The sequence below is a fragment of the Neorhizobium galegae genome (genome assembly GCF_017877135.1).
GTDB lineage: Bacteria > Pseudomonadota > Alphaproteobacteria > Rhizobiales > Rhizobiaceae > Neorhizobium > Neorhizobium galegae_A.
In genome coordinates this window covers 361,609-379,451 of the sequence record NZ_JAGIPH010000005.1, presented here as the reverse complement: position 1 = coordinate 379,451, position 17,843 = coordinate 361,609, and the positions used below count along the sequence as shown (strand labels likewise).

The window sequence follows — 17,843 nt, the reverse complement described above, 5'->3', positions numbered from 1 at the left end:
TTGGACGCATTTTCATTAAGCCCCGAGGAATGGGCGGCCATTCGTCTCAGTCTTCAGGTGTCGGTCGTCGCCATGGTCGCCAGCCTGCCATTCGGCGTTCTCACAGCCTATGTGCTGGCGCGTGGCCGTTTCTGGGGAAAGTCGCTGCTGAACGGGCTGGTCCACCTTCCGCTCATCCTGCCGCCGGTGGTGACCGGCTATATTCTGCTCATTCTGTTTGGCCGGCGCGGACCGATCGGCGCCTTTCTCGCAGATCACTTCGGCATCGTGCTCTCCTTCCGTTGGACAGGGGCGGCCCTGGCCTGCGCCGTCATGGGCTTTCCGCTGATGGTACGCTCCATCCGCCTGTCGATCGAGGCGGTGGATGCCAAGCTGGAGGAAGCCGCCGGCACGCTTGGCGCCTCGCCGCTCTTCGTGTTCCTAACCGTCACGCTGCCGCTGATGCTGCCGGGCGTCGTGGCCGGCATGATCCTCGCCTTTGCCAAGGCCATGGGGGAGTTCGGTGCAACGATCACCTTCGTCTCCAACATTCCCGGGGAGACGCAGACGCTGTCTGCCGCCATCTATACCTTTACCCAGGTGCCGGGCGGCGATGCGGGCGCCCTGAGGCTGACGCTGGTTGCCATCGTGCTTTCCATGGCTGCCCTTCTGGCATCGGAAGCGCTCTCGCGGATGATCGGCAAAAGGATCCATGCGCAATGACGCTGTCCGTCGACATTCGCCATCGGCAAGGGACGTTTTCACTCGATGTGTCGTTTTCCTCCGCGCGGGGCGTGACGGCCCTGTTCGGCCGGTCCGGCTCGGGCAAGACATCGGTGCTGCGCATCGTGGGCGGGCTGGTCGCGCCTGACAGCGGGCGCGTGGTGCTCGATGGCGAGGTGCTGGTCGATACGGATGCCCGCGTGGCGGTGCCGGCGCATCGGCGTCGCTTCGGTTATGTGTTTCAGGAGCCGCGCCTCTTTCCGCATATGAGCGTGCGCCAGAATCTCGCCTATGGCCGCTGGTTTGCAGGCGCGGGTGCAAGGCGTGACGGCATGGACCGGGTGCTCGACATGCTGGGCATCGGCGCTCTTCTCGATCGCTGGCCGGGCAATCTTTCCGGCGGCGAAAAGCAGCGGGTGGCGATTGGCCGCGCGCTGTTGTCTGCCCCGCGCATGCTGCTGATGGATGAGCCTCTGTCGGCACTCGATGAGGCGCGCAAGGCCGAAATCCTGCCCTATCTCGAGCGCCTGCGCGACGAACTCGACCTTCCCATTCTCTATGTCAGCCACTCGGTGTCTGAAGTGGCGCGCCTGGCGGACCGCGTGGTGGTGCTGGCCGAGGGTCGTGTGGCGGCAAGCGGCAGCGCCTCCGAGATGCTGAAGGGTGCCTTCGAGGCGACCGGGCGCGAGGCGGGCAGCGTGCTGTCGGGCCGGGTCCTCTCCATTGATGCCGTATCGGGCCTTGCGGTCATCGGCTTTGCCGGTGTCGAGCTGGTGGTGCCGCGCGGAGGGCTCGAAACGGGGCGTCCGCTGCGCGTCCATATTCCGGCGCGGGAAGTGCTGCTGGCAACGCAGCGGCCGGAGGGCATCAGTGCGCTCAACGTGCTGGAGGGGCGGATCCTGTCCATCGTGCCGGCCGGCGAGGGTGCTGCCGATATCGAGCTTGCTTGTGGCGAGGAACGTGTCCAGTCGCGCATTACGACGCAGTCCGTCGCCCGGCTCAACCTGATGCCCGGACGCAGCGTGCATGCCATCATCAAGACCGTAGCCCTTGATCCGCATTGATCTCGAAAATGTGAATTTGAGGCTCTGCCGCAGTGCACAAGGCTCGTGATTTTCCATTTGACGAACGCCGCCGGCAGGACTACCTCGATCTGGCGCACGCTTCGTGCGTCTTTCCTTTAGAACCGACCCCCGAGGGGATCATGCCGAGCAACGATCATAGTCGATTGACCGCGCCGTTTGTGGCTGCCGCATTGAGCTGATTGGTGTCAGCCTCCTGCGACCGCCGCAAACGGCCGGTCGTCCAAGGAGGTGAGCATGAACGCAACCATCCGTTTTTTCGCAGCCCATCTGCGTCGTCCGGGCGTCAGCAAGGACCCGAACGAAATCTTTGCCGAACGCTCGACCTTCGGCGACCGTCTGGCTGACCGCGTCGCCGCCATCGGCGGTTCGTGGAGCTTCATCATCGGCTTCAGCATTTTCCTGATTGCCTGGGCAATTCTGAATTCGGTGGTTCTGGCCGCCAATGCCTTCGACCCGTTCCCCTACATCTTCCTGAACCTGATGCTGTCCATGGTGGCCGCTTTGCAGGCCCCGGTCATCATGATGAGCCAGAACCGCCAGGCCGCCAAGGATCGGCTGGCTGCACGGCTGGATTATGAAACCAACCTGCGCTCGGAAGCCGAGATCGCCAATCTGCATGCCAAGGTGGATGCCCTCTCGGGCGATCTTGCCATGCTGATCCGCCTGCAGCTGGGCACAGCAGCATCGGCAAATGACGAGCAGGCAGCCGTCAACTGAAGTGTCCTCGCCTGGACATCTGCGCAAACAGTCTCAGCGTGAGGATGTTTGCGCAGGCGCCCCGCCCGCCGGAGCGATTGTCCGGCTCATGAACCAGTCGAGGTCGTCTGCCATGGCGGCCTCGGCTTTTTGCTGCATGGTGCGGAAGCGGATGATCAGCTCCTCGCCGAAGGCCGTCAATTGGGCTCCACCGCCCTGTTTGCCACCCCGCTGCGGTTCCACGGCGGGCTGATCGAACATATGGTTCAGTGCGTCGACCAGGAGCCAGGCGCGGCGATAGGACATGTCCATTGCCCGCCCCGCGGCGGAAATCGAGCCGGTCTCGCGGATATGCTCCAGAAGCTCAATCTTGCCGCGCCCCAGCCGGTCTGCCGGCGGAAAATCCAGCCGCAGAATGATCTTCGGGGCATTGCTGACGTCGTGCTGCATGATCCGGCGGTCCTTGCGCTCTCTCCTGCGGAGCCGACAATGGTTTATCAAGCCTGCCGGCGCCAGACCAGCGCGCTTGTCTGAAATGCCCGCGCGCATTTGGAATGAAAGTAAGTATCGCATTGACAAGCATCTTCTGACGAAAGAAGACTTCAGCCCGTCGAACGCCACGTGCCGGGGAGGACCTTCATGTCTAAGCGCGTTTCACTGGGCCTATCCGCTCTTGTCGCAGGCCTCTTGCTGGCAGTGCCGGTCTTTTCCCAGCAAAGCGAACGCCGGATCGAGACGGTGGAGGATGCCGATTATGTCGGTTTCGACCTGCGCACCGTCAAGAACGTGCCGCTTGACCAGTGTGAGACCGCCTGTCTCGCCGATAAATCCTGCCGTGCCTTCACCTACAACGTGAAGGCCAAATGGTGTTTCCTCAAATCCGATTACAGCCAGCGCAACGATTTTGCCGGTGCCGTGGCGGGCAAGGTCGTGACGGATGCCGCGGATCCCGATATTGGCGCTGCCGCAAAACTCTCCTTCCTGACGCCGGAGACCCTTCAGGAGGCGGCAGCCCTTCGCGATCAGCTTGAAGTCCCCTCGGAGCTTGAGGGCCAGGGGCTCGAAAGCCTGAAGGCGCTCGCCCAGGTGGAGTTTGTCGGCGGCGATGCGGAGGCTGCGGTGACGGCCTATCTTGCGGCCCTTGCCATTGAGCCGGACGATTCATCGCTGTGGAGCGAGGCGGCGCGGGCGGCCAATTCGGTGAAGGACAAGTCCGACATGACGGCCAAGGCGGTGCTTGCCGCCGTCAACGCCTATTCCGTGTCGCGCACGGCCCAGACGCGTGCGCAGACGCTGGCGCTTCTCGCCGAGGCGCTGGAGCGGCAGGAAAACCATCGTGCCGCCATCACGGCGCTGAAAGAAAGCGTGGCGCTGGTGCCGGCGCGCACTGTCCAGGCGCGGCTCGATGATCTGCGTACCCGCTTCGGCTTTCGCGTGACCGAGCATACGATCGATGCCGATAGCGCAAGTCCGCGCGCCTGCGTCACCTTTTCCGAGCCGCTGGTAAAGGCTGGCACTGACTATGCGCCCTTCGTGACCCTGAACGGCGCTGCGCCCAAGGCGCTGGAGGCCAAGGACAGCCAGATCTGCGTCGAGGGACTTGCGCATGGCGAGCGCTACAAGCTGGTGCTGCGGCGCGGGCTTCCATCGTCCGTCGGCGAAAATCTCGAGGCGGCGGTGGATCTCGATCTCTACGTCAAGGATCGCTCGCCCTCGGTGCGCTTTACCGGCGACAGTTTCGTTCTGCCATCGACGGCCCGGCGCGGCATTCCGCTGGTGTCGGTCAACACGCCGAGCGCCAATCTGAAGCTTTATCGCATCGGCGACCGCAACATCGCGCCGCTTCTGGCCAATTCGCAGTTCCTCACCCAGATGGACGGCTATTCGGCCGAGCAGATCGAGGCGAGCAGTGGTCAGCTCGTCTGGCAGGGCAGCATCGAGATCGCCCAGGATATCAACAAGGATGTGGTGACGAGCTTTCCGGTGGACGAGGCGCTGCCTGAGCGCAAACCGGGCGTCTACGTGCTGACAGCCACTGCCGGCACCGGGACCAGCAGTGAATGGGACAACAGGGCAACCCAGTGGTTCGTCGTCTCTGATCTTGGCCTCTCCACCTATGCCGGCACCGACGGGCTCAACGTGTTCGTGCGGTCGCTTGCTAGCGCCAAGCCGGTCGCCGGCGTGGATCTGCAGCTGCTTGCGAAGAACAACGAGGTTCTGGGCACGGCGAAGACGGATGACAACGGCCGCGCCACCTTCAGCGCCGGCCTCATCCGCGGCACATCCGCCATGGTGCCTGCCGTGCTGACCGCCATGAAGGCGGGCGGGGACTACGTCTTTCTCGACATGACCCGTGCCGGCTTCGATCTCTCAGACCGTGGCGTGACGGGCCGCCCGGCACCCGGCGCCATCGATCTCTATGCCTATACGGAGCGCGGCATCTACCGCCCCGGCGAAACCGTGCATGCCGCTGTTCTGGCGCGCGATGTCGAGGCACGATCGATCGACAACCTGCCGCTGACTTTTGTCTTCCTGCGCCCGGATGGCGTGGAAGACCGGCGGATGACCGACACCGGCAAGCTTGGCGGCTATGCGCTGGATCTGCCGGTTGGGGAAACCGCCATGCGCGGCACCTGGACCATGCAGGTGTTTACCGATCCCAAGGGATCGCCGATTTCGGAAAAACGCTTCCTGGTCGATGATTTCGTGCCCGATCGCATCGAATTCGACCTGACGAGCACGGCCAAGGACATCACGCTGGGCAGCGAAGTGCCCGTCGATGTCGATGGCCGCTACCTCTACGGTGCGCCGGCCGCCGGCCTGTCGCTGGAAGGCGAGATTGTTCTGAAGCACACCCGCGCTCGCGAAGCCTACAAGGGCTATCTCTTCGGTCTTGCAGATGAAGAGGCAAGCGAAGCTGAACGTCTGCCGCTGGACGGTCTTGATGTTCTCGATGACGAGGGGAAGGCGAGCTTTGATGCCGGCCTCACCGAGCTTGCCTATACGACGCAGCTCACCGATGCCGAGATCGTCGTGCGCCTCAAGGAAGGCGGCGGACGGGCGGTGGAGCGCCGTCTGACGCTTCCGGTGCGCCCCGATGGCCCACGCATCGGCATCAAGCCGGAATTTTCGGGCGACCTTACGGAAAATTCCGTCGGCAATTTCAATGTCATCCTGGTCGGTGAGGACGGGCAGAAAAAGGCCGCCAGCGGCCTTGCCTGGAAGCTTGTGCGCATCGAGCGGGATTATCAGTGGTATCGCGAGGGAAGCTCCTGGCGTTACGAGCCGGTCAACCGCACCAAGCTCGTGGCAAACGGCACGGTAAACGTGGCCGCAGCCGATGGCGGCAAGGTTGCGGTGCCGGTGGAATGGGGGCGCTATCGCCTCGAAATCCAGAGCACCGAGGCGGATGGGCCGGCCAGCAGCGTCGAATTCAATGCCGGCTGGTTCGTGACGGCAAGCTCCAGCGAGACGCCGGATGCGCTGGAAATCGCTCTCGACAAGGCGTCCTACAAGGTGGGCGAGACGGCAAAGCTGAAAGTCTCCAGCCGCTATGCCGGCCAGCTGATGATCACCAGCGGCGCGGAAAACCTCGTTTCTGTTCAGAATGTCGAAATCGGCGACACCGGTGGTGAGGTGGATATTCCGGTCACGGCCGCCTGGGGGGCGGGCGCTTATGTGACGGCAACGCTTTACCGGCCCGGCGATGCGCAGGAAAGCCGCATGCCGATGCGCGCCATCGGCATTACCTGGCTGACGGTGGATCCGGAGGATCGCGATCTGTCCGTGACGCTCTCAGGCCCGGACAAGACCCTGCCGCGTCAGCCGCTCGATATCGACATTGCGGTTGCCGGTGCCGGCGCCTCCGAAGAGGCCTATGTGACGGTGGCCGCCGTCGATGTCGGCATTCTCAACCTCACCCGCTATGAGCCGCCGGCGCCGGATATTTGGTATTTTGGCCAGCGGCAGCTGGGGCTGGAAATCCGCGATCTCTATGGTCGCCTGATCGACGGATCTCTGGGCGCCACCGGGCGTCTCAGAACCGGTGGCGATGGTGGTAGCGTTGCGCTGCAGGGCAGTCCGCCGAAGGAAAAGCTTGTCGCCTTCTTCTCGGGCCCGGTGAAGCTGGATGCTGAAGGCAAGGCGAAGGTCAGCTTCGACATTCCGCAGTTCAATGGCACGGCACGCGTCATGGCGGTTGCCTGGACGAAATCTGGCATTGGCCACGGGACGAAGGACGTGGTCATCCGCGATCCTCTGGTGGTGACGGCGAGCCTGCCGCGCTTCCTGGCGCCGGGTGACACGGCAAACCTCAGGCTCGACATTGCCAATACCGATGCGCCGGCCGGCAATTATCGCCTGTCCGTGATGTCCAATGAGGCGGTCAGCATCGATACGCCAGCAACTGCGGTGCGGCTGGACGCCGGCGCCAAGCAGACCGTGACGTTGCAGGTGAAGGGGGAAAAGCCGGGCGACGGCAAGGTGACGCTGACGCTTGACGGGGAGGGATTGCCGAAGCTGACGCAGGGGCTCGATCTTCCGGTGCGCCCGGGCGTTCTGCCGGTGACGGAGCGACGGGTTCTGGCGCTGGCGCCCGGTCAGAGCCTGACGGTGGATGGCAATCTTCTGGCCGATGCCGAACTTGCCGGCGCGTCAGTCGCACTCAATGTCACGCGCTCGGCAGAATTCGATGTGCCGGCCCTGTTGATGGCGCTCGACCGCTATCCCTATGGCTGTGCGGAACAGACGACGAGCCGCGCCATCCCGTTGCTTTACCTGACGGAACTCAACCGCCAGAACGGCATGGGTGACGATGCGGCGGTGAAGAAGCGGGTGCAGGACGCCATCTACCGCGTGCTCTCCTACCAGTCGTCCTCGGGAAGCTTTGGTCTCTGGGGTCCCGGTGGCGGCGATCGCTGGCTGGATGCCTATGTCAGCGATTTCCTTACCCGCGCGCGCGAACAGGGTTTTGACGTGCCGGAAAAGGCGCTCGTGCAGGCGCTGGACAACCTGCAGAACGCGCTCGCCTATGACGTCAATATCCGCGACCAGGGCAGCGAGATCGCTTACGTGCTCTATGTGCTTGCGCGCAACCGCAAGGCGGCGATCAGCGACCTGCGCTATTATGCCGATACGATGCTCGGAGATTTCCCCACGCCCTTGTCGAAGGCGCATCTGGCGTCGGCGCTTGCGCTTTATGGCGATGCGCAGCGGGCAAAAACCGTGTTTGCCTCCGCTTTCCAGATGGCGGAGAAGGCATCGGTGACGAAGGTCAGCCTGTCGCGCTCCGATTATGGATCGCAGCTGCGCGATGGTGCGGCCGTGCTGGCGCTTGCCGCCGAAAGCCGACCGGTGCCGCCGATCGTGCCCCAGCTGTCGCAGATCGTCGCCAAGGAATGGCGGACCAAGAAATATGTCAGCACCCAGGAACAGGCCTGGATGCTGCTTGCGGCACGCGCCCGGCAAAAGGGCGACGACGGGTTGAAACTTGCAGTCAACGGAGAAGCGAAATCCGGCAGCTACAGTACGCGCCTGACCGGCGAGGCGCTTCTGTCTGCCTCCGTCGTCCTCGCCAACCGCTCTGCGGATCCTGTCTCTGCCGTGGTGACGACGATTGCCTCACCGCGCCAGCCGCCCGCCGCCGGCGGCGCGGGCTTTACCATTGCCCGCAGCTATTACACGCTGGACGGCGAAGAGGTCAGCGTCAGCGACGTCCAGCAGAACCAGCGTTACGTGGTGGTGCTGACGGTCAACGAGGAGAACGACTGGCCGTCGCGCATCCTCATCCAGGATCTTCTGCCGGCCGGCTTCGAGATCGACAATCCAAGCCTTGTTGACAGCGCCCAGCTGACGAATTTCGAGTGGATCGGCGAGGTCCAGCCGGCTCATACGGAATTCCGCAACGACCGTTTTGTCGCCGCCTTTGATCGTGCCCAGGGCGATGCCCGCGAGATCACGCTCGCCTATGTGGTGCGCGCCGTCACGCCCGGCACCTATGATCATCCGGCCGCCGTGGTGGAAGACATGTATCGCCCGCAGTTTTCTGCCCGCACGGCGGCCGGGCGAATGACGGTCGAGCCGGCACGGTAAGGGAACATGCAGCGGCGTTGGACATGGGCTTTGGCCGGCGGGGCGGCACTGGTGGTTGTTGCCACCGGTGCCGCTTTCGCTCTGGTGGCCGCTGACCGGGCATTTCCCCCACCGCTTGAGGCCGCAACGCTTGTTTCGACCGAAGTGCTGGATGTTGATGGCCAGTTGCTGCGCGCCTTTGCGACCGGCGACGGGATCTGGCGGCTGAAGACGACAGCGAACGATGTCGACCCGCAATTCCTGCGCATGCTGGTCGCCTATGAGGACCAGCGTTTCTATGCCCATTCCGGCATTGATCCTTACGCGCTCGCCCGCGCGGCCGTGCAGCTTCTCACCCATGGCCGCATCGTCTCGGGCGCCTCCACGCTGTCCATGCAGGTGGCCCGGCTGATCGAGCCGCGCGACAGCCGGTCGATTTCGGCGAAACTGCGCCAGATGGCACGCGCGGTGCAGATCGAACGGCGGCTTTCCAAGGCACAGATCCTCGATCTCTACCTGACGCTTGCGCCCTATGGCGGCAATCTGGAGGGGGTGAGAGCGGCAAGCCTTGCCTATTTCGGCAAGGAACCGCGCCGGTTGTCTGTGGCCGAGGCAGCCCTTCTGGTGGCGCTGCCGCAATCGCCGGAAGCGCGTCGCCCCGATCGCTTCCCTGATGTTGCCAAGACCGCGCGTGCAAAAGTCCTGGATCGCAAAACGGTGGCGGTTGTGGTGGGGGAAGGCGAGGCCGCGCGCGCCGATCTGTCTCCCGTACCAAGTATCCGCCGCCCGCTTCCGGCACTTGCCGCGCATCTGGCTGAAGCGGCGCGCCGCAAGGCACCGGACGCATCCCGCCTGTCCACCACGCTTCGGTTCCCGATCCAGCAGGGGCTAGAGACGGTCGCTGCATCGGCAGCGGCCCACCTGCCGCCCAAAGCCTCGCTTGCCATGCTGATGGCGGATTCGACAACGGGCGAGATCGTCGCCGAAATCGGCTCTGCCGGTGCCTTCGATGCCGCCCGCTCCGGCTGGATCGACATGACGCGGGCAATCCGCTCGCCGGGCTCGACGCTGAAGCCCTTCATCTATGGCCTGGCCTTCGAAGAGGGCGTGGTGGCGCAGGAAACCATCATCGAGGATCGCCCCTCCGATTTTGCCGGCTACCGTCCGCGCAATTTCGACATGAGCTATCAGGGCGATGTCAGCATCCGCCAAGCCTTGCAACTGTCGCTCAACGTGCCGGCGGTCAGGCTTCTGGAGGCTGTCGGACCAGGCCGGCTCATGGTTCGGTTTCGCCGCGCCGATGTGCGCCCCATCCTGCCGGCTGGCGAAGCGCCCGGCCTTGCCATCGGCCTTGGCGGCGTCGGCATGACGCTGAAGGATCTGGTGCAGCTTTATGCTGGCCTCGCCAATGACGGCACTCCGGTGCATCTGGGCGATGGCATACATGATCAGCCGGCGCGCGATATCGCCCAGCCGCTGCTTGATCCGATCGCGGTGTGGAACGTGACCGACATTCTCTCCGGCGTCCTGCCGCCGCAGGGCAACCGGAAGCTTGGGATCGCCTACAAGACCGGCACCAGCTACGGCTACCGCGATGCCTGGTCGGTGGGGTATGACGGGCGGTATGTGCTGGGGGTCTGGGTGGGGCGGCCGGACAATGGTGCCGTGCCCGGCATCACCGGTTATGGCACGGCCGCCCCCATCCTGTTCGAGGCGTTTGCCAAGTCAGGCGTCGCGATCACGCCTCATCCGATCCCGCCGCCGGGTGCCACGCGCATCGCGCTCAGCGAATTGCCGCTTGGCCTTCGCCGGCTTTCGATAACCGCAAGCGGGCTCACGAGAACCACTTCGCGCGAACCGGCACCGCAGATCGTTTATCCCCCGGAAGGGGCGCGGGTCGATCTCGGCGCCCAGGGCGGCCAGACCCTCTCGCCGCTGGTTCTGAAGCTGCAAGGCGGGCGGGCGCCCTTCCGCTGGCTTGCCAATGGTCGCCCGCTGGAGGCACTGTCGCGCAAGCGCACCTCCGAATGGCTGCCCGATGGCGCCGGTTATTCGACGCTGACGGTGATCGACGCCATGGGACGGGCGGCAACCGTCCGGGTCTTCATCGAGTAGGGGTGTTCTTACAGCGTCGTGCGGGCAATGGCGTGGAAGAAGGTGCCTGTCACAAAGCCGCGACGGCCGCCTGAAAGACCGATGGGCGTGCCGGTGCCATCGGCAATCTCGGCAAAGGCCTCATCCGCACCTTTGTCGATGACGCTGGCATAATGAAACTCATGGCCGCGGATCACCTGGCCGGCTGCGCCCAGCGGACCATCGGTGAGAAGCCGTGCCTGCCTGTAACCGAGGTTCATCTTGCGTTTGGCAAAGCTGGTGGAATGCGACAGCAGGCCGGTCATGGCGTGGGTCTTGCCGTCTGCTGTCTCCAGCTCTTCGCCGAGCACCATGTAGCCGCCGCACTCGCCATGCACGGGCCGGCTTTCGGCAAAGCGGCGGAGCGTCTCGCGGAAATGGGGAGCGGCAGACAGTGCTTCGGCATGAAGCTCGGGATAACCGCCCGGCAGCCAGCAGGCATCGGCATCGCCGTGCGGACCCTCGTTTGCGAGCGGCGAGAATGGCAGAAGTTCGGCACCGGCCGCCTGCCAATGGCGGCCAAGATGTGGATAGAGAAAGGTAAAGGCGGCATCGGAGGCGATTGCGATGCGCTGGCCGGGCGGCGGCAGGTGGGCAGATGTCGAACCTGACGGTGGGGCAATCTCCACCGCCAGTGCAAGGATCGCATCGAGATCGAGCGAGGTCTCCATCACATCCGCCAGCCGGTCGATATGATGCTGGATGGCGGGGTGTTCGCTTGCCTGCACGAGACCGAGATGCCGTTCCGGCAGCGACAGCGTGCCATCCCGCATCACCGCACCGACAACGGGCAGTCCCTTGTCTTCGATGGCGGTCTTCGAGAGCCGCACGTGCCTCTCGCTGCCGGCGCGGTTCAGCACCACGCCCGCCATTTTCACCGCCGGATCATAATGCTTGAAGCCGACGGCAACGGCGGCCGCCGTCTGGCTCTGGCCGGACACATCGAGCACCAGAAGCACTGGAATGCCGAGAAGACGCGACAGATCGGCGGCCGCCCCGGTGCGACCCTCGCCGCCGGCAATGCCATCAAACAGGCCCATGGCGCTCTCGATGAGCAGAAGGTCGGTATCCTCGGCTGCTTCTTGGAGAAGATGAGCGACGAGATCCGGTTCCATCGCCCAACTGTCGAGGTTGAGACCGGAAAGCCCGGTTGCGGCCTGATGGAAGCCGGGATCAATATAATCCGGCCCGGATTTGACGCCACGCACGCGAAGACCGCGCCGGGCAAAGGCCCGAAGCAAACCGATGGTGACGCTTGTCTTGCCGGAGCCGGAGCGCGGGGCGCCGATGATGAGCGCGCGGGTCATGGTGTCTTCCCTTTAAGGGTCAGCAGGTCGCGCATGGTGACGATCTGCCCGACGACGATCAATGCAGGGGCTGCAAATCCTTGGGCCACCGCCTCTTCGGCAATCGTCGACAGTGCTGCCGTCAGCAGGCGTTCCTCGCCGGTCGTTGCCGACATGATGACGGCGGCCGGCGTTTCCGGTGCCCGGCCACCCTCGATCAGCAGGCGGCTGATGATGCCAAGATTTTTGAGGCCCATGTAGACGACGAGCGGCTCGCCGGTGCGGGCAAGCGCTGCCCAGTCGAGATCGCCGTCCTCGCCCGCCGCATGGCCGGTGACAAGCGTGATGGCCCGGCTGATGCCGCGCATGGTGGCGGGAATGCGGGAAAGGGCAAGGCCTGCCAGCGCCGACGTCATGCCGGGCAGGATGCGGCAGGCTATGCCGGCCTTCACCAGCGCCTCCGCCTCTTCGCCGCCGCGCCCGAAGATGAATGGATCGCCACCCTTCAGCCGCAGAACCCGCTTTCCTTCGCGGGCGAGCCGGATCAGCGAGAGCGTGATATCCTCCTGTGCGGTCGACGGTTTTCCCCCGCGCTTTCCGGCATAGATCACCTCGGCCCCATCGGCGAAGGACAAAACCGCATCGGACACGAGGGCGTCATGTACGATCACCTCGGCCTTGGAGAGCGCGTCGATCACCTCGAGCGTCAGGAATCGCGGATCGCCGGGGCCGGCGCCGGCAAGCCAGACATGGCCCGGTTCAAACGCCGGAAGCCGGCTTTCCAGCTGCTGCAGGGCTCTTGCAATCGTCATCGGGAAACCTTTTGGCGGTGACGGAACGCGGTGTCACCGCTATAGACGGAAGGATGGAAGCCGATCCCAAACACCTGCGCCGTGGCTGGACCACGGGAACCTGCGCGGCAGCCGCCGCCAAGGCGGCCTGTCTGGCATTGATGGGCAAGGGATTTCCGGATCTGGTGGAGGTGACGCTGCCCGGCGGCCAGAGGCCCGGCTTTACGCTGGCGCTCGAGGAGGCCGGCGATGGATTTGCCCGGGCCGGCATCATCAAGGATGCTGGCGACGATCCGGATGTCACCCATGGCGCCCTCATCGTCTGCACGCTGCGCCATGGCGAAAAGGGCGGCGGACTGCGGTTCTTTGCCGGGGAAGGTGTCGGCATGGTCACCCGTGCGGGCCTTGCCATTCCGCCCGGCGAACCCGCGATCAATCCCGTGCCGCGCCAGATGATTGCGGCGGCCCTTGCTGAAGTGGCCGGCGAAGCCTGCGATTTCGACGTGGAGATTTCCGTGCCGGGCGGGGACGTTCTGGCGGAAAAGACGTTGAACGGTCGGCTCGGCATTGTCGGCGGGCTCTCCATTCTCGGCACCACCGGCATCGTCATTCCGTTTTCCTGCTCGGCCTGGATCCATTCCATCTGGCGCGGCATCGATGTGGCGCGCGCAGCGGGCCTGACCCATGTGGCCGGCGCCACCGGCATGACCTCCGAAAAGGCCGTGCAGGCGCATCACGGCCTGCCGGAAACGGCGCTTCTCGACATGGGCGATTTCGTCGGCGGCATGCTCAAATACCTGAAGAAGCATCCGGTCGAACGGGTCACGGTTGCCGGCGGCGTTGCCAAGATGACAAAGCTCGCGCAGGGCATGCTCGACGTGCATTCCAAGCGCGGTCTTGCCGATCTCGAAGCGCTGGCCAGCCTTGCGCGCGAGGCCGGCGGCACCGAAACGCTGGCGGACAAGATCCGTGCGGCCAATACCGTTGCCGAAGCTTTTCAGCTGGCGGAAGGCGAAAACCTGCCGCTCGGCGACCGCATTGCTGCCCTTGCCTGGAAAACGGCGGCGTCTGCCCTCGTCAACCCGGCCATCGCGCTTGAAATCCTGGTGTTCGACCGGGATGGCAGGCTGATGGGGCAAGCGCCATTCACGCCGTCCGATCATGCCTCGTCCTTGCCGCTGGCAATGGTCTCGGCACAGCGGAACCGGCGCACATAATCGGTGCTGTAAAGCGCGCTCTCGCGAAAATCTTCAGCCCCGAGGCCGGGGCCGACAAGGATCAGTGCCGTGCGCTCAATAGGATCTTTCGCCACCTGTGCCGCAATATCTGACAGCGTACCGCGCAGGATTTTTTCGTCCGGCCAGCTTGCCTTGACCACGATCGCCACCGGACAATCGGCGCCGTAGAACGGCGTCAGTTCCGTCACCACCCGTTCCAGCGCGTGGATTGCCAGGTGAATGGCAAGCGTTGCGCCCGTTGCGGCAAAATTCGCCAGCGTCTCGCCCGCGGGCATCTTTGACGCGCGGCCGGAAATGCGGGTGAGCACGAGGCTCTGGGCGACTTCGGGAATGGTGAGTTCGCGCTTCAGCGCGGCAGCGGCTGCCGCAAAGGAGGGAACGCCCGGCGTCAGCGTATAGTCGATGCCGAGCCGGTCGAGCCTTCGCATCTGTTCAGCCACCGCACTCCAGACGGAGAGATCGCCCGAATGCAGCCGCGCGACATCCTCGCCAGCTTCATGCGCGCGCAGATATTCTGCCTCTATGTCTTCGAGCGACAGCGAGGCCGTATCGACGATGCGGGCATTCGGCGGGCAGTAGGCCAGAAGCTCACGCGGAACGATCGAGCCGGCATAGAGGCAGACTGGAGAGCGGGCGATGATATCGCGCCCGCGCACCGTGATCAGGTCCGCAGCACCGGGTCCGGCGCCGATGAAATGGACCGTCATGCCGCCTCCTCGGCAATCGCGATGGCGCAGGTGACGCCCTGTGCGACATGGCGTGGGCCAACGAGGCGGCCGCTCTTTCCGGCAGCGGCAAGGGCTGCCGCCTCGCAGAAGCTTGGAATGCCAACATGCGCCATGCTGTGCGTGGAGAGCGTCAGCGTGCGTGGTGACACGTCTTCCATCTCCGGATCGGAGATGATGGTGAGCGACACGCCCAGACGCTCGGCGGCTTCGAGAAGTCCAGCCTCGTCCGCTTTCAGCGCGCCGGTGGCAAGCCGCTGCGGGCGTTCGCCAGCCCGGCCGCAGGCCTCAAGCGCTTCCTTCAAAACGGCCAGAACCGTTTCGGCGGTCGTTCCCTTGCGGCATCCGATACCAGCAGTGATCATGTGCTAAGCTCCTTCTTGATGAAAATCCATTGGGTTACCGGCATGGCCGCACGCCAGCCCGTCATGCGGCCGACGGGCTCGGCCCGGTCGATCGAGAGCCGCGTCAACGTGCCGCCATGCGCCGCATGGGCTGCCAGCAGAACCTGCTCCATTTCGAGCGTCACCGCATTGGCAACCAGCCGTCCGCCGATCTTCAGGGCAGAAAGCGCTGCTGCCAGCACGCCATCGCCGCTGCCGCCACCGCCGATGAAAATGGCATCCGGCTGCGGCAGGCCGGCCAGCGCATCCGGCGCCTTGCCTTCCACCAGGTGAAGACCCGGCACGCCAAAGCTTGCGGCATTGCGCCGAACGCGCGCCGCGCGCTCGGGGTGATGTTCGATGGCAATGGCATGAAGGGAGGGATGCGCCAGCATCCACTCGATGCCGATCGAGCCGGAGCCGGCGCCGATATCCCACAACAACTGCCCCCGTTGCGGCGACAGCGCCGACAGCGTCATGGCGCGGATTTCGCGCTTGGTGATCTGGCCGTCATGCTCGAACAGATCGTCGGCAAGCCCGAAGCCGAGCGGCAGAATTCTCGCCGCCGCCTCGGCTTTGACCTCAATGGCCACCAGATTGAGCGGGTCGATGTCGGTCAGGGCAAAATCCTGGGCCTCAGTGGAGCGGATTTTCTCCTCAGGGCCGCCCAACGCCTCCAGTATCTTTAGCCGGCTATGCCCGAAGCCGCTGTCACACAGCAGGCGGGCAATCGCTTCCGGCCCAGTGGCATCGGAGGTGAGCGCAAGAACCTGTCGGCCCGGATGGAGAATCGGGCGGATCAGGTCGATAGGGCGGCCATGCAGCGACACCGTGTCCACATCCTGAAGCGCCCAGCCGAGCCGGGATGCTGCTAGCGAAAAAGCCGATGGGGCGGGATAGGCGCGAAACTCGTCCGGTGACATATGCCGTGCGAGCGTGACACCGACGCCGAAGAAGAACGGGTCGCCGGAGGCCAGCACGCAGGTTCTGGTTCCAGCAAGGGCAAGCACGTCTTTCATCGCCGCATCGAAGGGCTGCGGCCAGGGGCGGGCTTTGCCGGTGATGGCATCGCGCGCCAGGTCCAGATGGCGGCGACCGCCAAACACGGTTTCGGCCTCTGCTATGGCACGGCGTGCCTCTTCGCCGATGCCGCGCAAGCCGTCTTCGCCAATGCCGACGATGGACAACCAGGGTGCGTGCGCTACAAGGGCTTTTTCCTGTTCAGGAGCCAAGGTCTTGCACTCCATTCTCATTCTTGGCGGCACCACGGAAGCGCGCCAGATTGCCGGGCGCCTTGCCGCACTCCACCGCTTCCGGCTGGAGCTGTCGCTTGCCGGGCGCACCAAAACGCCGGTCGAGCAGCCCGTTCCAGTGCGCACCGGTGGCTTTGGCGGCGCAGACGGGCTCGCGCATTATCTTGCGCACCAGCGGATCGACCTGATGATCGATGCCACGCATCCTTATGCGGCGCAGATCTCCGCCAATGCCGCTACGGCCGCCCGCATGGCCGACATTCCGCTGGTGGCGCTGCGCCGGCCCGGCTGGGACAGGGTGCCCGGCGATCGCTGGCAGGAGGTGGAGAGCGTGGAGCAGGCGGTGGCGAACCTTGGAGATGCGCCGCGTCTCGTGTTCCTGGCGCTCGGCCGGCAGGAGCTTTTGCCCTTCGAGGCCGCCCCCCGGCACCACTATCTGGTGCGCAGCGTCGATCCGGTCGAGCCGCCACTTGCGCTTGCCGATGTGCGCTACATCACCGCCCGCGGTCCGTTTGCCCTGGACGAGGAGGTTGCCCTGTTGCGCGACAACGGGATCGAGGTGATCGTGTCGAAGAATTCCGGTGGGACGGCAAGCTATGGCAAGATCGCAGCGGCCCGAGCGCTTGGCCTCGACGTCATCATGATCCGCCGCCCGGCTCTGCCGGATGTCTGTTCCTTCCAGACGGTGGAGGCGCTTGTCGACCATGTCGCTCAGGCCTTTCCTGCCGACCAGCTGCGCGGCGAATAGACAAGCGGCGCCTTGCCTTCGCGAGCAATCAGACGGGTTTCCACCGAGCCGACAATGATGCAGGTGGCCATGTCTGCCATGTCGGATCGCGCATCCGCCAGCGTCTCAATGCGGATTCTTTCGTCGGGTCTTCCCGCCGCACGGCCAAAGATGACAGGCACAGTGCCGGGCAGATGTTGGCGCAATATATCGAATGCGTCACCGAGCTGGTGCGGCCGCGCCTTACTGACGGGATTGTAGAAGGCCATCACGAAGCCGGCTTCTGCAGCGGCAACCAGCCGCTTTTCGATGATGCTCCAGGGCTTCAGATTGTCGGACAGCGAGATGGCGCAAAAATCATGGCCGAGCGGCGCACCGGCTTTTGCCGCAACCGCCAGCATGGCCGTAATGCCGGGCACGACGGAAAAATCCACCCGCCGCCAGGTCTCAGGTCCCGTTTCCATGGCCTCGCAGACGGCGGCTGCCATGGCAAACACACCGGCATCGCCGCCGGAGACGACGCAAACCTGTCCGCCGCGTGCGGCAAGCTCAAGCGCGGCTGCCGCGCGCGAAATCTCCTCGCGATTGTCGGAGGCGTGCCGGCGCTGGTGGGCTTTCAGCGCAAGACGTTCGACATAGGGGCCGTAACCGAAAAAATCGGTTGCCTGTTCAACGGCAGACAGTGCTTCAGGGCTTATCTGCAGCGGGCTTCCCGGCCCAAGGCCGACGACGGTGAGCCGGCCGGTCATGTCCAG

Annotated in this window: 14 protein-coding genes; 7 read left to right on the top strand and 7 right to left on the bottom strand. The window is 64.6% G+C overall.

What is annotated here, in order from left to right; genetic code table 11:
• The 3 genes from modB (at nt 1) to J2858_RS16955 (ending at nt 2,504) form a co-directional block, all read left to right on the top strand.
• Nucleotides 1-702: a molybdate ABC transporter permease subunit gene (gene modB / locus J2858_RS16965; RefSeq protein ID WP_210105996.1), complete on the top strand. Its 702-nt coding sequence runs from the start codon at nt 1-3 to the stop codon at nt 700-702.
• On the top strand, nt 699-1,766 hold the full coding sequence (modC, locus tag J2858_RS16960) for a molybdenum ABC transporter ATP-binding protein (RefSeq protein ID WP_210105995.1): 1,068 nt from the start codon (nt 699-701) through the stop codon (nt 1,764-1,766). Before modB ends, modC begins: the two co-directional genes overlap by 4 nt.
• Nucleotides 1,767-2,021: 255 nt before the next feature.
• Nucleotides 2,022-2,504 carry a DUF1003 domain-containing protein gene (locus J2858_RS16955; RefSeq protein WP_210105994.1) on the top strand — a complete coding sequence of 161 codons (483 nt, stop codon included), beginning with the start codon at nt 2,022-2,024 and terminating at the stop codon, nt 2,502-2,504.
• 33 nt (nt 2,505-2,537) lie between these two features.
• Here the strand turns inward: J2858_RS16955 and J2858_RS16950 are convergent, their stop codons facing one another.
• Nucleotides 2,538-2,933: a winged helix-turn-helix domain-containing protein gene (locus J2858_RS16950; protein WP_210105993.1), complete on the bottom strand. Its 396-nt coding sequence runs from the start codon at nt 2,931-2,933 to the stop codon at nt 2,538-2,540.
• 189 nt (nt 2,934-3,122) lie between these two features.
• Between J2858_RS16950 and J2858_RS16945 the strand changes: the two genes are divergently transcribed.
• Complete coding sequence (locus tag J2858_RS16945) at nt 3,123-8,573, top strand: alpha-2-macroglobulin family protein (RefSeq protein WP_210105992.1); 5,451 nt, start codon at nt 3,123-3,125, stop codon at nt 8,571-8,573.
• Between the two features lie 6 nt (nt 8,574-8,579).
• Nucleotides 8,580-10,667, top strand: coding sequence for a penicillin-binding protein 1C (gene pbpC / locus J2858_RS16940; RefSeq protein WP_210105991.1), 2,088 nt, complete (start codon nt 8,580-8,582; stop codon nt 10,665-10,667).
• An 8-nt stretch (nt 10,668-10,675) separates the two neighbouring features.
• Here the strand turns inward: pbpC and J2858_RS16935 are convergent, their stop codons facing one another.
• Nucleotides 10,676-11,992 (bottom strand): cobyrinate a,c-diamide synthase, encoded by a 1,317-nt coding sequence (locus J2858_RS16935; RefSeq protein WP_210105990.1) that lies wholly within the window; start codon nt 11,990-11,992, stop codon nt 10,676-10,678.
• On the bottom strand, nt 11,989-12,783 hold the full coding sequence (gene cobA / locus J2858_RS16930) for a uroporphyrinogen-III C-methyltransferase (protein ID WP_210105989.1): 795 nt from the start codon (nt 12,781-12,783) through the stop codon (nt 11,989-11,991). The genes J2858_RS16935 and cobA overlap by 4 nt, the downstream gene beginning before the upstream one ends.
• Before the next feature lie 53 nt (nt 12,784-12,836).
• Here cobA and J2858_RS16925 point away from each other — a divergent pair, with 53 nt between their 5' ends.
• Complete coding sequence (locus J2858_RS16925; protein ID WP_210105988.1) at nt 12,837-13,979, top strand: cobalt-precorrin-5B (C(1))-methyltransferase; 1,143 nt, start codon at nt 12,837-12,839, stop codon at nt 13,977-13,979.
• Here the strand turns inward: J2858_RS16925 and cobM are convergent.
• Genes cobM through cbiE form a run of 3 tightly spaced genes read right to left on the bottom strand, consistent with a single transcriptional unit; the run spans nt 13,922 to nt 16,355 of the window.
• Nucleotides 13,922-14,707 carry a precorrin-4 C(11)-methyltransferase gene (gene cobM / locus J2858_RS16920; RefSeq protein ID WP_210105987.1) on the bottom strand — a complete coding sequence of 262 codons (786 nt, stop codon included), beginning with the start codon at nt 14,705-14,707 and terminating at the stop codon, nt 13,922-13,924. The genes J2858_RS16925 and cobM overlap by 58 nt on opposite strands.
• On the bottom strand, nt 14,704-15,090 hold the full coding sequence (locus tag J2858_RS16915; RefSeq protein ID WP_210105986.1) for a cobalamin biosynthesis protein: 387 nt from the start codon (nt 15,088-15,090) through the stop codon (nt 14,704-14,706). The genes cobM and J2858_RS16915 overlap by 4 nt, the downstream gene beginning before the upstream one ends.
• Complete coding sequence (cbiE, locus tag J2858_RS16910) at nt 15,087-16,355, bottom strand: precorrin-6y C5,15-methyltransferase (decarboxylating) subunit CbiE (protein WP_210105985.1); 1,269 nt, start codon at nt 16,353-16,355, stop codon at nt 15,087-15,089. Before cbiE ends, J2858_RS16915 begins: the two co-directional genes overlap by 4 nt.
• On the opposite strand from cbiE, the gene J2858_RS16905 reads away from it, so the two are divergent.
• Entirely contained in the window at nt 16,288-17,109 is an 822-nt protein-coding gene (locus J2858_RS16905; RefSeq protein ID WP_210106063.1) for a cobalt-precorrin-6A reductase, read from the top strand. The genes cbiE and J2858_RS16905 overlap by 68 nt on opposite strands.
• Here J2858_RS16905 and J2858_RS16900 read toward each other — a convergent pair.
• On the bottom strand, nt 17,073-17,837 hold the full coding sequence (locus J2858_RS16900; RefSeq protein ID WP_210106062.1) for a precorrin-3B C(17)-methyltransferase: 765 nt from the start codon (nt 17,835-17,837) through the stop codon (nt 17,073-17,075). The two genes, J2858_RS16905 and J2858_RS16900, sit on opposite strands and share 37 nt — an antisense overlap.
• Nucleotides 17,838-17,843 lie beyond the last annotated feature (6 nt).

Bases quoted from the DNA above. Each gene is read 5' to 3' on its own strand.
- J2858_RS16915 (WP_210105986.1), bottom strand. From the start codon at position 15,090: ATGATCACTGCTGGTATCGGATGCCGCAAGGGAACGACCGCCGAAACG.
- modC (WP_210105995.1), top strand. From the start codon at position 699: ATGACGCTGTCCGTCGACATTCGCCATCGGCAAGGGACGTTTTCACTC.
- J2858_RS16905 (WP_210106063.1), top strand. From the start codon at position 16,288: ATGGACAACCAGGGTGCGTGCGCTACAAGGGCTTTTTCCTGTTCAGGA.
- cobM (WP_210105987.1), bottom strand. From the start codon at position 14,707: ATGACGGTCCATTTCATCGGCGCCGGACCCGGTGCTGCGGACCTGATC.
- cbiE (WP_210105985.1), bottom strand. From the start codon at position 16,355: ATGGAGTGCAAGACCTTGGCTCCTGAACAGGAAAAAGCCCTTGTAGCG.
- pbpC (WP_210105991.1), top strand. From the start codon at position 8,580: ATGCAGCGGCGTTGGACATGGGCTTTGGCCGGCGGGGCGGCACTGGTG.
- J2858_RS16955 (WP_210105994.1), top strand. From the start codon at position 2,022: ATGAACGCAACCATCCGTTTTTTCGCAGCCCATCTGCGTCGTCCGGGC.
- J2858_RS16945 (WP_210105992.1), top strand. From the start codon at position 3,123: ATGTCTAAGCGCGTTTCACTGGGCCTATCCGCTCTTGTCGCAGGCCTC.
- J2858_RS16925 (WP_210105988.1), top strand. From the start codon at position 12,837: ATGGAAGCCGATCCCAAACACCTGCGCCGTGGCTGGACCACGGGAACC.
- J2858_RS16935 (WP_210105990.1), bottom strand. From the start codon at position 11,992: ATGACCCGCGCGCTCATCATCGGCGCCCCGCGCTCCGGCTCCGGCAAG.
- J2858_RS16900 (WP_210106062.1), bottom strand. From the start codon at position 17,837: ATGACCGGCCGGCTCACCGTCGTCGGCCTTGGGCCGGGAAGCCCGCTG.
- J2858_RS16950 (WP_210105993.1), bottom strand. From the start codon at position 2,933: ATGCAGCACGACGTCAGCAATGCCCCGAAGATCATTCTGCGGCTGGAT.
- cobA (WP_210105989.1), bottom strand. From the start codon at position 12,783: ATGACGATTGCAAGAGCCCTGCAGCAGCTGGAAAGCCGGCTTCCGGCG.